Genomic DNA, 14,374 nt, shown 5'->3' on the forward strand with positions numbered 1-14,374 from the left:
CCATTCGTAATTAGCGAATGGGCGCCGTTTCAAATATGCAGTTGTAAGGACAACTTGAAGGCAACCGTTTCGAGCCTGACAGGAGAATCCTGCTGCAGCGCCCCTCGAATCTGTTGGTCATCACAGCGAAATCGTGATGCGGCGGTGATTATAGCGAGGCTTTTACGTTTGCCCAAGTGTTAAGTTGCGAAGAATGTGTTTTGTATGGAGTAATTTGTATTAAGGTGGAAGTTATATTGTGCAAAATTTGTCTGGTGAAGATAGATGATAGTTGCTTATTGGTGTGTATTGATCGTTATTTTGTTGCCTTATCAAAATCGCGTAAGACCTCGTACTTTTAGTGCGGGGATGGATAGCGAGGGCTGCGTAAGCAGCCCCTTAACAGACTGCTAAAGTCTTTGCAGTATAGGTTGGTACTGGTATTGTATACAGCATGATAAAGCACACCAAAACATTAAAAGTCCGAGTACGAGACAGGCATACGCCACTGCTAAATCGCATGGCTCGCAGCGTCAATTTCGTCTGGAACTTTGTCAATGAATTAAGTCAACGCTCGATTAAAGAGCGTGGTGTGTTTTTGTCTGCGTATGATATGCATCCCTACACAAAGGGCGCAGGTAAAGAGCTTGGGCTGCACAGCCAAACCTTACAGTGCATTGCAGGTGAGTATGTCACACGCCGTAAGCAGTTTACGAAGGTGCGGCTGAACTGGCGCAAATCAGGCGGTGTACGCCGCTCACTGGGCTGGATACCCGTCAATACAGGTGCAGCTCAATGGAAAAATGGGCAAGTCTATCATAATGGCCACTACTTCAATGTTGTGGTTGGTATGGAGGTCGAACCAAGCAAAGGCCAAGACCGTATCGGTATTGACCTGGGTTTGACCGACACTGTCACCTGCTCGGATGGTACAAAGTTAGAAGCGGGCCGCTTCTATCGCGGTCTTGAGGAAAAATTAGCCATAGCACAACGGGCTAGAAATAAAACCCAAGTCAAAACCATTCATGCGAAAATCGCTAACCGTAGAAAAGACGCATTGCACAAGTTTAGCCGTAAGCTGGTCAATCGCTGTGGTGAAATCTATGTGGGCAACGTCAGTAGTTTAAAACTCGTTAAAACCACGATGGCCAAGTCAGTGCTAGACGCTGGCTGGGGTCAATTAAAAACAATGCTAGACTATAAATGCGCTCACGCAGGCATTGTTTTTAAGGAAGTTGACGAGGCATACACCACCCAAACCTGTTCGAGTTGCGGCAGTTTGCCCGAGTCGAGGCCGAAAGGTATCGCAGGATTTGGAATAAGAGAATGGACGTGCAGTGGGTGTGGTGTCACCCACGATCGCGATATCAACGCGGCACGTAACATTCTCGCGGCCGGGCATGGTCGTCTAGCAGTAGGAATTCCGGTCCTTTAGGGTGGGGAGGATGTCAAACTAGTGGTTGAGCGCGTATTGGCTTAAGTGGCAGCGCTTGTTTTGAGCTTTAAGTCGTGGGTTGCAGGCCAGTGGTCGTGCGATTAAAAGTAAATGTCTATTAATTTAAATGGGTGGGTGTGTGCTAAAACGGAGTGCGTTAGTCGTTATGATGTTGAGTTTGGTGGCATGTGGTGGGGTTGATCCAGACTCACCGCTAGGCAAGCGTCAGGTCATCTTTAAAGAAATGCTCAATGTCAGTGAGGATTTAGGTGGAATGTTGCGTGGCCGTATTCCTTATGATGAAGCTATGTTTATTGAGAAAGCTGCTCGTTTAGATGAGCTATCTAAACAGCCTTGGCAGCATTTCCCAACAGTTAAAGAAGACGAGCGTACTTCTGCGCGTGATGATGTTTGGCAGCGTCAAGAGCGCTTTCAAGAGTTGGCTCGTGCCTTAGAGAGTACAACAGAACATTTAATTGCTAGCACTACAGAGGCACCACTCAATCAAAGCATCTTAAGGGTGCGTGTACAGGCTGTGGAAGATGCCTGTGAGTCATGTCATCAAGAGTTTCGTGCGTATTAATTCGTGTTAAGTAAAGCGACTGAGCTTGTTGTACTAAAACAGAGGCTCAGTCGGTTTGTATTGTGTTAATGCAGTGCGTTAAAGGATTCAAAAATGGCAGGAATACCAGGGAACATCCCGACACCAGCCATAATTGTGCATAACACAATGAACACAAAAGTAGGAATAATCCAACGATCTATATTGCTCATTTTTCGACCACGTTCCTTGTCGCCAATGATGCCAATATTGTCCAGTAAGACCGTGAGTGACCAACCGAAAACTGGGTTTACTAAGCTGGATGAGAAAATCACAATTGCAGCAGATTGCGCTGTTTTACCTTCACGAGTCATCTGCATACCGGCTTCCAGTAAAGGTAAGTACACTCCAACTATCAGTGCCACACTTAAGACAGGTGGCCAGATAGCCAAGTCCATAGGGTAACCCCAAACGGCCGCTATGATACAAAGTAAACCGGTTAAAATAGCACCGGCGGGAATGGGGCGTTTGGCAATGGCCGCTGGCACAATATAAGTACCCCACGAAGATGCAATATTCGCCCCACCTAGCACTGTACCCACTACCTGACGAGCGGATGCGACACACATGGTGTCATCAATGTTCATCACAACATTTTTGGCATTTTTAGGATAATTTAAATGTTGAAAGGCTCGATGTCCGAGAAAGTCAGGGGACCACATAGCCACTGCTAAAACAGCAAAAGGCGCAACAGCAATAAAGTGATGGAGTTCAGGTAATCCCAGTTTCCAACCGGTATCTTCGCCCCACCAATACGCAGGATTGAGGTTTGGCAGGCCTGGCTCTGTGGTGAATTCAAAGGGTGCACCTAAAGTAAAAGCAATTACTGCAGCCAATACTGAACCAAGTGGGATAGCGAGCCATCGCTTGCCTAAGTGTTCGAGGTAAGCATACATAATGATGGTGGCCAGAATGACTGTGAAGGCTAGATAGCCCATATCAAAACCATCGGCCCAAGTGTATAAATTTTTGATTTGTGAGGTTATACCGACGAAACCTAAGAATAATAGTAGGCCGCCACACACACCGTCACTGGTGAGGCGTGCCAGTAAGCTACCGCCTCGAAAGACGCCTAAGGTAAATCCCAATACGCCAATCATGATCCCTAGAGCCATAGGGTGGCCGCCGGAAGCAACGATGATGGGGACTAGCGGGATGAGTGGGCCGTGGGTTCCTGCTAAGTTGGCTGTAGGGATCAAGATACCGGAAAATAGCACCACAAATAAAATGGCAGCAATGAGCATTTCATAGCGAGCATTTTCAATTACAAAGGCATCAGGGAGCCCTAGTGGGGCAGCAAAGGCGGCAACAATAGCTGCAACCATGACAATTTTACCGATGGTAGCGGCCATGGCTGGCACCCAATCTTCGGCTTCGAAACGATAATCGCGCAAAGGTAAGTTGATCCGCCACCGGCGTGGCGACATGATACTGAGTTCGTGCTCTAAGTATTCTTGTCGTGAAGCAAATTCGCTGCGTGGGCGGTGTAGGGCACGGTAACTATTTGGGTCGTTATTTGCCATTTTACTGCTCTTATATGGTTTTGCCTCAAAAAAACGGGCACAGCGTATTACTTTCTAGTAACACTATGAATGAACTGTCTTGGCCGCTATTTTTATTTTTATGAGGGGCGCACAGGCGCGCTTTTATACTGACTTAGAATATAGTCGTAATAAAGCGCAAGTATTCTCCGTACTGGGGGGTGGGCTCGCAATACGCCTTTGGGAGGGGGTAATTTTAGCTTAAAAACCAGTAATACCCTGCTTGCGTAGATTGAGGGCGATTGTCTGCACTGCAGGGTGTTGGAAAAAAGCAACAGCGCGTTGTGCATTATTTGTGCTTAAGTGGCGTTGTATTTGCCAATCATTTTCATCGAGCGCAGTAAGTTGTTGCCAGGTGTCTTCTGGTTTAGGACGAATGAATGAGGGTGCACTTAGAGCGGTTAACCAAGAGCTAAAAGGTTGCTGTTTAGCTTGAGTAAAGACATTAAGTAGATGCTGACTGCGTTTGTGTGCAAAAAGAGGCAATGTAACTAAGTCCTCATGATCTAGTTCGAGCCAAGCTGTGAGATGAGGTATTTTTCCGGCATCTAATAAAGTTTGCCAAGTTTGTCTTCCTATGCCCGACATGTTGAGGGCTTTTTTATGGCCTAACCACGTCAGACGTGCAAGAAACTGTTGTCGACATTCGGGGGTATCTTGCCAACAACTGAGAGCATGATACTGCTTAGCGTTTGGTAAGTTGACTTGTTGTCGCTGAGGACTGCGCCATATAACTTTTTTGAGCTGTGGAATTGAATGACCAGATAGAGCAATAGCAACATGATCACCAAGCTGAAGATTCAATTTTTCCAGTCGCTTTAAAGAGCCTAAGCTGACCTTGCGGATAGTTTTTCCATGTAAGGGCGTGGCTGTAAGGTGAGCAATGGGGGTGATACGGCCGCTGCGGCCAATATTAAAAGTTATATCCGTGACAGTACTAAGTGCTTGTTGAATAGGATATTTATAAGCCACTGCCCACAAAGGAGGATAAGAGCTGCGTGGATGTGGAATGTGGCGTTGGCTTTGTTTAATAACGACACCATCACTGGCAAAGGGAAGGGCTGAGCTGTACCAATGGTTGCGCCAATGTTTAACCTGCGGGAGGTTTTGGACAGGCTGACTATAGTTAATACTATGGATAAAACCAAAGTCTTGTAGCTGTTGTAAGCGGTCGAGCATGCTGTCTGGACCGTCTGGCCATTCCCAAATAAAGATACCAATTTTATGTCCCTCTACGGTGCTAAGGGTTTGTCGATTTAACAGACCGGCTACTTGAGTACGTGCTGAATTATTATGTTGTTGGGCTTGAACGGTATTGGGCTGTTTTAAAAAGAGTTCACCTTGCAAAGTGATACGGTTTTGCTGAGCAGGAAGTTGTTTAGGAATTGCAGAGATGACTTGAGCGTGTTGCAACCAACTATGCCCTTTTAAGCCATCACCGCGGCTGAGCATTTGGCTCAGTTGTCCATTTTGATAAATTAAAGTGACGGCCACGCCATCCACTTTGGGTTGAACCCATAAATTTGTTCGCTGCTGCATCCAATGTTGTAGCTCTTTTTCGTTGAGTTTGCGTAAACCCATTTGACTAAAAGGGTGCATCCATTCACCGCGTGCGGATTGTAAAGCAACATTAGCCGGCTCTTCCGTTTTTTCTGTGCTGAAACAGTGTTGCCAGACACGTAATTGCTGTCGTGCTTGATCATAAACTTCATCAGGGATGAGTGGAATACCGTCATTGTGGTAACTGCTATCCCATTGAGCCAGTTGTTGTTGCAGGGTGTTAATTTCTTGTTGGGCTTGTTGGGAGTTCCAAACTGGGCAATCAATGGCGGCTAAAACAGGTGTAGCGAAACCACTAGCTAAGCATAAAACAATCAATATATAGATAAGCATAATTAGCATCCTTGCTGTTGATGGGGCTTATGTAGTGTAGTCAAGAAATTCAAAATGGCTTGGCATGGATCATGCTGCTAGCGGTATGGCTTATATGGTTGGAAAAGCGTTTACATGGTTTGGATAAAATGTATTGCCTATGCAGGCATTATTTTTAAGGATGTCAACGGGGCATATACCACCCAAACCTATAGCAGTTGTGGCGCATTGCCTGATAGCAGGCCGAAAGGTGGAATAAGAGAATGGACGTGCAGTGAGTGTGGTGCCGCCCACGACCGTGATATAAACGCGGCGCAAAACATTCTTGCGGTCGAGCATGGCCATCTAGCAGTGGGAATCCCCGTCCTTTAGAGCGGGGAGGATGTCAAAAGGTCAGTCGCAGAATACGCAAGTCTGGTTTTGTAGATGCTATTCAAAAAGGTATGCAAAAGTTGGGCTGTCCGGCTGACCATTTCCACAAAGAATACTTTCAAATGCGTTAAAGATTTTGATTGTTTATAGAGCACCGTGCTCGATCTTCTTTTGCTACTCAAGTATTACAGCATAGCTCGTTGTATATTTATTTTAGGGTATTGTGCGAGTGATAAATCCAATCGATGTCGGGGTGGGCAGCAAAGGCGCTAGGGAACAGGTATTCGCCGCTAAATAATGGAGCATTAATGTGTTGCCATACTGGTTGAAAGGACGTGTTGCTGTGTTGCAGTGCATCAGCAATGAGGGTGGTGCAATATAAGGGTTGATGTTTACGTTGGGTGAGTACAAAAGGCTGCCCAAGTTTCCGTAGTGCATGCTGGGCGGCTTTTTGCGCATCTGTGGTGGATAGAAACTTAGGGCGTGCAATAGCAAAACGACGAGCGCGTTTGGGGTCAATAAACTCACTGAGGGTTGAGGTTAGAACTTGATTAGCACGCTGTGGATCATCATCAGTGGTGGCATGTACAATCAAAGGCTCAGGGTGCAGGTTCACAATCATGCCTATATGGGAAAATTCACCACTACTTAAGGATTGAATCAGCTGGCTCTCACTTGATGTGCCGGCGCGAAAGATCCAATCTCCGACTGCAAGTTGTGGCAGTTCGGTGAGAGCTGGAGTGGCTATATTGCGTGCAGCCAATGCTTGGGCAATGTAGAGTGCAAAACTCAAGCTAAGTATTGCGAGAGTTAAGATAAGGTACAGCGGTTGTTTAAATTTTAGTTTAAAAGAGTGTCCCATAGGGCAGGGATTTATCCGTAATGTACTAAAGCGTCCGTGCTTTTAGAGTACTGTAAAGGCTTTAGAGTGAGACTTTCCAACCTTTATCGGTTTTTCTTAGAGCAATATTTTCTGTTTTAACAGGAGCGTCTTCCCGTTTGTAATGAATGGTGACGCCGATGTTAGCGCGGGTTTTATCTTCATTGTATTCAGTTTTGGAGTAGCTGACATCTTTCACACCACCCATGCTAATGGTGCGGGTACTGGTTTCTGCAAGCAATATAGTCAGTTTGCCGCGTACCAGTGAGCGTTCTTCGGCATCAGCCCCATCAGGAAAATATAAGGTATCCATCAAGCCGTCAATGTCATTGGCAAGTATTGTATCAATATAGTTTTGTGCAGCTTTTTCGGGCGTACTGTTGGGGGAGCATGCGATTAAAAAAGCTGCGGTCAGCAGTAAAAATAAGCTATTACGTAAAGTTTGCATAGAAAGTCCTTTGCGTGAATAAATGAAGTTCAATAAGTATAACTGTTGTTACCTGTGACGTACTAAACATATACCTTCAGGAGTGTTGGTCAAGCGGGATTTTTTCCATAGTAGTGATGCGGTGAATTAGGTACATTGTTTTTTAGGTGGTGGGTCGTTTGTTGATTGATCTGATGGTCATACATGCTTTTGCTGTTGCGAAATAATAGGAAATTTTAAATGTTTAATTTTGATTTTTATAACCCGACTCATATCAGTTTTGGTCAAGGTTGTATTGCCCAACTGGAACAGTTTGTACCTGCTGAAGCTAAAGTCATGGTGCTGTATGGCGGGCAAAGTGCGCAGCGTACAGGGACGCTAGGGGAAGTGCAGCGTGCTTTAGGTACACGCAGTGTGTATTTGTTTGGAGGTATTGAGGCTAATCCAACTTACGAAACTTTGATGCAAGCCGTTCACATTGCGCGTGCAGAACAAATTGATTTTTTACTCGCTGTCGGTGGTGGGTCTGTGATTGATGGAACTAAATTTGTTGCGGCTGCAGTGCCTTATCCTGACGAGCCTTGGAATATCTTGTTGACCGGTGGGCGTGATATTCAAGCGGCTTTGCCAATAGGTACTGTCTTGACATTAGCCGCAACGGGTTCAGAAATGAACAATGGCAGTGTAATTACTCGCAGTACCTTGCAGTCGAAGTTGCCATTTCACAGTAATTTTGTTTTTCCAAAGTTTTCTATGCTCGATCCAAGTAAAAGTTTTACTTTGCCCGAGCGTCAAGTGGCCAATGGTATCGTGGATGCTTTTGTGCATGTAATTGAGCAATATTTAACGTATCCGGTGAACGCGCCTGTGCAAGATCGTTTTGCAGAAGGCTTACTGCAGACTTTAGTTGAGCAGGGCCCGTTGGCACTCAGTCAGCCAGATGATTATGACGTGCGTGCTAATTTAATGTGGGTCGCCACTCTAGCGCTCAATGGTTTGATTGGTGCAGGTGTGCCGCAAGACTGGTCTACTCACTTGATTGGTCATGAATTGACAGCACTGTACGGGTTGGATCATGCACAAACGCTAGCCATAGTTTTGCCGGCAATGATGCATGAGCGTCGCGCTGCTAAACGTGAAAAATTATTGCAATATGCGGAGAGGGTCTGGGGGATACGCGAAGGTGATGATGAGCAGCGTATCGATGCAGTGATTGCACAGACTCGCGATTTTTTTGAAGGATTGGGTGTGAAAACACGCTTATCGGATTATGAGCTTGATCAGAGTGCAGTGGAGGCTGTGCTAAGGCAGTTAGAAGCTCACGGTATACTTGATTTAGGTGAACATAAGGACATTGATTTGGCGGTGAGTCGACGGGTGCTAGAAGATTGTTTGTAAGGCTGTATATCAAGCAATTGGGTCTCGCCGCTCCATTATCGTGTCTTTCGTTTGGACGGCGAGATGTTTACTTGAGCAACGAGTCAACGAGTCAGTGAGGGTGTTGGGTAGATTACGATGCTTGCAGATGATTTTTTTGATCGCCCAGCGCTTGAGTTGGCGCCAGACCTATTAGGTAAAGTGATTCGCTATTGTTACCAGGGGGTATGGCTCAGTGCGCGAATCATTGAGACAGAGGCTTATTTATTAACGGATAAGGGCAGTCATGCTTCTTTGGGGTATACCGAGAAGCGCCAAGCTTTATTTAAAGATGGTGGCACCATCTATATGTATTATGCGCGAGGTGGGGACTCGTTAAACTTTAGTGCTCATGGGCCTGGTAATGCCGTATTAATTAAGTCTGGCTATCCATACTTTGATGAGCTATCACCTCCGTCAACCTTATCGGTTTTGCAAGCCAATAACCCTGACCGTCAAGGACAGCCGCGACCGGTGTATAAGCTGTGCTGTGGGCAAACTTTGTTGTGTAAGAGCCTAGGGCTCAAAGTGCCTGATTGGGATAATCAACGCTTTTCGGCTCAGCACTTGTATGTGGAGGACTGTGGTTTACGCCCTAAAGAGATTATTCAAAGTACGCGTTTAGGTATTCCACTGGGCCGTGATGAGCACTTACCTTACCGCTTTGTCGATGCTGAATTTGCGCTATATTGTACAAAAAATCCATTACGTCGCGGGCAAGCAGAGGGGCGTGATTTTTGGCGTCTCACTCCTAAACCTATTTAGGTTTTATTCAGTACATGTGCAGCTAGGGTACGAATTGAGCCCAGTTGCTGACTGATTAATAAGAGCTGTGTTTGTAAGAGGCGTAAGGTGTCATCTTCCTCCTCAGGTAAATCACGTAAACGGTAAGTGAGTTGTTGCTCAGTTTCACTGTGGACCTCAATAGGTTCTCGTTTAATCAGTTGTTGTGCAATTTCCTCTAGACTCGCTGCCAGTAGTTGTGCATCTTGATTCAATAAGGGGTAGGTGGGGGCGTGAGCGAGTTTTTCACGGTGAGCACCCAATGCTGAAATGTAGCTAAGTAGCGTATGTGAGAGGAGTAAAAAACGAAAGCCAATATCTGTTTGGCGACGGAAGTGACCAGGTTCTTTCAGCATATTGGTTAGGGTACTGGAGAGCGTAGCATCTGCGTTATGGGCATCGCGACGGGCTACGCGGTAGGCCATATCATCTGTTTTACCTTGTGTATATTCCTGCATGATTTGCTGTAGATAGCGGCCATTATTGCGTAGTGTTTGTGCCAGCACGACGTTTAATCGGCGTGCTTGCCAGTCGGGTAAAATGAGAAATACAGCAAGACCGGCCACTGCACTACCAATTAAGGTGTCAGTAAGGCGAGGTATAAATAGATTATAGCCATCACCAATTTGGTTAAAACAGAACAGCACCATCAAAGTGATAAAAGCGGTTGAGTATTTGTAGTGACTGGTACGTGTGGTGAAGTAAGCAACGCCTGCTGCAACAGCAATGAGGGCTTGTATCCAGAGCTGTGGAAAAAGTTCGAAGAGTACCCAACTAGCACCTAGCCCAATTAAAGTGCCGATAATACGTTCGATTAGTCTAGCGCGTGTTGCTCCGTAATTAGGGCGGCAGACAAATACTGCGGTCAATAAAATCCAATAGCCTTGATTAGGATGTAACGCCAGCATGATGCCATAACAAGCGGCCACGGCAATGCTCAAACGTAGTGCGTGGCGGAAAAGCAGTGAGTGAATGCTGAGATGCTGTAGTACACGCTCGAAAGCTTCTTTGAATGTATGGGGATCGCGATCGAGAATCGCATCATCTTTAGTTAATGCTACTACATCAGGGTTTGCTGCATCACGCAGTAAGTGATCTAAGGTGCTGAGATTATTGGCCAATGCGCGCAGTGAACGTAATAGGTCACGCCATTCTGGATTATTTTGCTGCTTGAGGTAGGCAATAGCACCCTGCAAGTCTTCTAATGCTGCAGTGTGACCGCCTCCATAGTCAAAGGGTTGGCGCATTTCAATGGCCTTGGCGAGTGCTTTACAGCCATCCCCTTGTTGGCGTAATAAGCGTAAGCAGCGAAAGAGAACATCACTGTGGAAAAATGCTTCAGACAGTTTTTGGTAAGGGTAGTGTGAAGAGCTAGCACGCTCATGAATATCTTGAGCTAGAAAATACAGTTTTAAGTAGCGGTTGACTTTACTGTTATTACGCCCGCCAACACGGTGCAGAATAATGCTTTTAGTATCATTAAGAGCTGCCACAACACGGCTATTTTGCTTCGCAATAGCTAAACGGTGGCCTTCAATATCCATATTACGCAAAGGTTCAAAGAGTGCAGACTTAGCTTTTAAGTAAGCACATTGTTCGCGAAATAAGCGCGCGAGGCTGTGCTGTAAGGGTTGTTGCGAAAAAGAGCCGTACCAAATGACAGAGAGCACACCGTATACAGCAGCGCCTGTTACCAAGAGGATGGGTTGCTGCCAGATTGACACCAAAACCTCGCTGCTTTGTTCTAGGCCGATCATGGTGTAAATCGCAAGAATCAATGTGGCAAATGCCATAGTGGCATAGCGCTCTCCTAGAGCACCTAGCATGATGAGCCAGAAGGTACTGCCCGACAGAGCGACAACAAATAGCCACGGGTAAGGGTAAAGCAATTCGACAGAAAGAGCGGTCAAAAAGAAAAAAATCAGTGTGATGCAGGCAGAGAATAAACGCCCTTGCCAACTGTCATCAGACTCAGCTAAAGCACTGGCTATTACACCTAGAAATAACGGTGTAAGTAATTCCATTTGCTGGTGATACCAGCACCAAGCCATGCAACCTGCGAGTGCGATAAAAAAACGTAAGCCTGAACCAAATCGTTCTAAAGCCCAAAGACGGCGTAATGAGTGACTAAGAGAGAGAGCGCCCATAGGTTTTCCTTGCACCTGATGAATAGCTAACTATACCTGAAAAGCAAGATTTTAAGGCTCGCATAAGGTGGTGAAAACGGCAAGTCCCTTTTAGACTTGGAACTGCCAGCGGCTTGAGTCCTGTAGGGAGTGAGTTGGTACATAGCGTGGTTGACCTGTGACGGCTTCCAGTTCCGTAGTACCTGCTAATTCGTCGACGACGCGATAGCGGATTCCTTGCTGTTTATCTTGTAAGGGGTAAAGGAGTTTGATTTGTTCGGCTAATTCATTAACGGTCGACATGACTCAGATCCTTGAATGGTGTGGAAACTTAAGTTCGGCGCTATTTATAGTCTCTTTGAGTTACAGATTAATGAACGGTTCAATGAATTAAAGCAGCTAGGTAGTTGATCTGCATAGATTATTAGCAAGCCTGTATGTGTCAGCTTGGTGGGCGAATTAGGCCTATATCAATTTTTATTGATATAGGTGTTGCCGTGTGCAGCGTCAGCGTCTAAACTGTTCGTCTTATGGATACGATAGCGCAATTATCGACTCAAAATGCTACGGATGAACTGGCCGCTTTTTGTAAAGCGGCTGGTGAGCCCTTGCGTCTTAATATTTTGCGTGCTTTAAGCAATGACTCTTTTGGTGTTTTAGAGCTAGCACATATTTTCGCCACAGGTCAATCAGGTATCAGTCATCACTTAAAAGTGCTTACTCAAGCGGGATTAGTCACTTCAAGACGTGAAGGCAATGCTATTTTTTATCGCCGTAGCTTGCCGCACAGTCAAGGGCGTGATGAATTGCTACATCAAGCACTCTTGAGCAGTTTAGATAAATTACCTGTATCGGAGGAGATAGCGCAGCGTATTGAGCATGTGCATGCACAGCGTGCTCAAGCGAGTCAGGAGTTTTTTGAGCGTATGGCTGGCGATTTTCAAAGTCGTCAAGATTTAATTGCAGGTTTACCGCAGTTTCGCGATAGCTTGTTAGCACTTCTAGATTCTTTAACCTTTGCTCCTGAAGCAACTGCTATTGAGGTGGGACCAGGAGATGGGGTTTTTTTAGTGGAGTTGGCCAGTCGTTTTCAACAGGTAGTTGCGATTGATAATAGTCCGCAAATGCTAGAGTTAGCGCGACACACTTGCGCTAAGCAGGGGTTGGCCAATGTTGAATTAAAGTTGGCTGATGCTTTGTATGATGCACTGCCCGTTGCAGACTGTGTTGTAGTGAATATGGTGCTGCACCATTTTGCTGCCCCAGCAGAAGCCTTGAGCCAGTTGGCGCGGTTGATTAAGCCTGGTGGTAGTTTGTTGATCACTGAATTATGCCGTCATGACCAAGATTGGGCCAAGCAGGCCTGCGGCGATCTCTGGTTAGGTTTTGATCAGGATGAACTGGCCTTATGGGCCAGTGCCGCAGGACTCAAGCCCAGTGAAAGTCTTTACCTGGGCCTTAAAAACGGCTTTCAAATTCAGCTACGGCATTTTGCCAAGCCGGATCATGAAGCAATCTCACGAACCGGTAGTTAAAGGAACCGAAATGAGCGAATATTCAATTTTTACTTCAGAGTCTGTCTCTGAGGGACATCCCGATAAAATCGCGGATCAAATTTCCGATGCGGTGCTGGATGCAATTATTACTGAAGATAAACAAGCGCGTGTAGCTTGTGAAACTTTAGTCAAAACAGGTGTTGCAATTGTTGCAGGTGAGATTACCACTGATGCTTGGATTGATTTAGAGCAGTTGGTACGTGATGTCATAGTTGACATTGGTTACAACAGCTCTGATGTGGGTTACGACGGTGCTACTTGCGGTATTATCAATATTATTGGTAAGCAGTCAGCAGAAATTGCTCAGGGTGTGGATCGCAGTAAACCGGAAGAGCAGGGTGCGGGCGATCAAGGTTTAATGTTTGGTTATGCCAGTAATGAAACCGATGTATTAATGCCTGCACCTATTACGTTCTCCCACCGTTTAATGGAACGTCAGGCTGAAGTGCGTAAGAGCGGTTTACTACCATGGTTGCGTCCGGATGCGAAAAGCCAAGTTACTTGCCGTTATGAGCAGGGTAAGGTGGTTGGTATTGATGCAGTAGTTGTGTCAACGCAGCATAACCCAGATGTATCACAGAAAGATCTTCACGAAGCTGTAATGGAGCTGATTGTGAAGCAGACACTGCCTGCTGAGCTGTTACACAAAGATACTCAGTTCCATATCAATCCAACCGGTAAGTTTGTTATTGGTGGACCTGTGGGTGATTGTGGTTTAACTGGCCGTAAAATTATTGTCGATACCTATGGTGGTATGGCCCGCCATGGTGGTGGAGCTTTCTCGGGTAAGGATCCATCTAAAGTAGACCGTAGTGCTGCTTACGCAGGTCGTTATGTGGCAAAAAATATTGTTGCTGCAGGCTTAGCAGAGCGTTGTGAAATACAGGTGTCTTATGCCATTGGTGTTGCGGAACCTACTTCAATTTCTTTGAATACCTTTGGTTCAGGAAAAATCAGCGACGAGAAAATTATCCAGGTGGTGCGCGAGGTTTTTGATTTACGTCCGTATGCCATCACACATATGTTGGACTTATTGCATCCAATGTATAAGGCTACAGCTGCTTATGGTCATTTCGGTCGTATACCTTATGAAATGACGGTAGAGGGTGATACGTTCACTGCGTTTAGCTGGGAAAAAACCGATCGTGTTGATGCCTTACGCGCCGCTGCTGGTTTGTAAAAACTGCATCACAACAGTTTTGCCAGTGCGGTGAAACTGTTGTGATTGCCTGCTTGATGTATAGAAAATAGATTAAATTGTGTGCAGTTCTCGTGTGTGAATAAAAGCTTCTTGTCTGTAGTGCAGTAAAGTGCTGTCACAAATGCCCAATTTTTAACGGTTATCCGTTATCATGTCGCCTGAGATTTACTACAAAGTTTGCCCCC

General features: G+C 45.8%; 13 protein-coding genes and 1 riboswitch. Of the genes, 7 read left to right on the forward strand and 6 right to left on the reverse strand.

Annotated elements, in window-relative coordinates; all coding sequences use genetic code 11:
- Positions 1 to 12 precede the first annotated feature (12 nt).
- A riboswitch (S-adenosyl-L-homocysteine riboswitch) is annotated at positions 13 to 112 on the reverse strand.
- Positions 113 to 433: 321 nt separating this feature from the next.
- Together TOI97_RS02125 and TOI97_RS02130 are read left to right on the forward strand one after the other, a co-directional pair.
- The gene (locus TOI97_RS02125; protein ID WP_321552483.1) at positions 434 to 1,414 is read left to right on the forward strand and encodes an RNA-guided endonuclease InsQ/TnpB family protein; all 981 of its coding nucleotides are present in this window, start codon (positions 434 to 436) and stop codon (positions 1,412 to 1,414) included.
- A gap of 127 nt (positions 1,415 to 1,541) precedes the next feature.
- On the forward strand, positions 1,542 to 1,997 hold the full coding sequence (locus tag TOI97_RS02130; RefSeq protein WP_321552484.1) for a c-type cytochrome: 456 nt from the start codon (positions 1,542 to 1,544) through the stop codon (positions 1,995 to 1,997).
- 65 nt (positions 1,998 to 2,062) lie between these two features.
- On the opposite strand, the gene TOI97_RS02135 is transcribed toward TOI97_RS02130, so the two are convergent.
- Both TOI97_RS02135 and ligB read right to left on the reverse strand, forming a co-directional pair.
- Positions 2,063 to 3,538, reverse strand: a complete 1,476-nt coding sequence (locus TOI97_RS02135; protein WP_321552485.1) for a DUF3360 family protein — start codon at positions 3,536 to 3,538, stop codon at positions 2,063 to 2,065.
- 219 nt (positions 3,539 to 3,757) lie between these two features.
- Positions 3,758 to 5,449: an NAD-dependent DNA ligase LigB gene (ligB, locus tag TOI97_RS02140; protein ID WP_321552486.1), complete on the reverse strand. Its 1,692-nt coding sequence runs from the start codon at positions 5,447 to 5,449 to the stop codon at positions 3,758 to 3,760.
- Positions 5,450 to 5,563: 114 nt separating this feature from the next.
- Between ligB and TOI97_RS02145 the strand changes: the two genes are divergently transcribed.
- Positions 5,564 to 5,800, forward strand: a complete 237-nt coding sequence (locus TOI97_RS02145; protein WP_321552487.1) for a transposase — start codon at positions 5,564 to 5,566, stop codon at positions 5,798 to 5,800.
- A gap of 208 nt (positions 5,801 to 6,008) precedes the next feature.
- On the opposite strand, the gene TOI97_RS02150 is transcribed toward TOI97_RS02145, so the two are convergent.
- On the reverse strand, positions 6,009 to 6,593 hold the full coding sequence (locus TOI97_RS02150) for a YiiX/YebB-like N1pC/P60 family cysteine hydrolase (RefSeq protein WP_321552488.1): 585 nt from the start codon (positions 6,591 to 6,593) through the stop codon (positions 6,009 to 6,011).
- Between the two features lie 130 nt (positions 6,594 to 6,723).
- Positions 6,724 to 7,128 carry a DUF4878 domain-containing protein gene (locus tag TOI97_RS02155; RefSeq protein ID WP_321552489.1) on the reverse strand — a complete coding sequence of 135 codons (405 nt, stop codon included), beginning with the start codon at positions 7,126 to 7,128 and terminating at the stop codon, positions 6,724 to 6,726.
- A 219-nt stretch (positions 7,129 to 7,347) separates the two neighbouring features.
- On the opposite strand from TOI97_RS02155, the gene TOI97_RS02160 reads away from it, so the two are divergent.
- Together TOI97_RS02160 and TOI97_RS02165 are read left to right on the forward strand one after the other, a co-directional pair.
- Positions 7,348 to 8,505, forward strand: a complete 1,158-nt coding sequence (locus tag TOI97_RS02160; RefSeq protein WP_321552490.1) for an iron-containing alcohol dehydrogenase — start codon at positions 7,348 to 7,350, stop codon at positions 8,503 to 8,505.
- A 117-nt stretch (positions 8,506 to 8,622) separates the two neighbouring features.
- Positions 8,623 to 9,288, forward strand: coding sequence for a DNA-3-methyladenine glycosylase (locus TOI97_RS02165; RefSeq protein WP_407651298.1), 666 nt, complete (start codon positions 8,623 to 8,625; stop codon positions 9,286 to 9,288).
- On the opposite strand, the gene yccS is transcribed toward TOI97_RS02165, so the two are convergent.
- Together yccS and TOI97_RS02175 are read right to left on the reverse strand one after the other, a co-directional pair.
- Positions 9,285 to 11,453 carry a YccS family putative transporter gene (yccS, locus tag TOI97_RS02170; protein WP_321552491.1) on the reverse strand — a complete coding sequence of 723 codons (2,169 nt, stop codon included), beginning with the start codon at positions 11,451 to 11,453 and terminating at the stop codon, positions 9,285 to 9,287. The genes TOI97_RS02165 and yccS overlap by 4 nt on opposite strands.
- A 90-nt stretch (positions 11,454 to 11,543) precedes the next feature.
- Entirely contained in the window at positions 11,544 to 11,735 is a 192-nt protein-coding gene (locus tag TOI97_RS02175) for a hypothetical protein (protein WP_321552492.1), read from the reverse strand.
- 227 nt (positions 11,736 to 11,962) lie between these two features.
- On the opposite strand from TOI97_RS02175, the gene TOI97_RS02180 reads away from it, so the two are divergent.
- Complete coding sequence (locus tag TOI97_RS02180; protein WP_321552493.1) at positions 11,963 to 12,967, forward strand: ArsR/SmtB family transcription factor; 1,005 nt, start codon at positions 11,963 to 11,965, stop codon at positions 12,965 to 12,967.
- Between the two features lie 10 nt (positions 12,968 to 12,977).
- Positions 12,978 to 14,168 carry a methionine adenosyltransferase gene (gene metK / locus TOI97_RS02185; protein ID WP_321552494.1) on the forward strand — a complete coding sequence of 397 codons (1,191 nt, stop codon included), beginning with the start codon at positions 12,978 to 12,980 and terminating at the stop codon, positions 14,166 to 14,168.
- Positions 14,169 to 14,374: the final 206 nt, after the last annotated feature.

The sequence above is a fragment of the Denitrificimonas halotolerans genome, from assembly GCF_034259425.1.
Taxonomy (GTDB): domain Bacteria; phylum Pseudomonadota; class Gammaproteobacteria; order Pseudomonadales; family Pseudomonadaceae; genus Denitrificimonas; species Denitrificimonas halotolerans.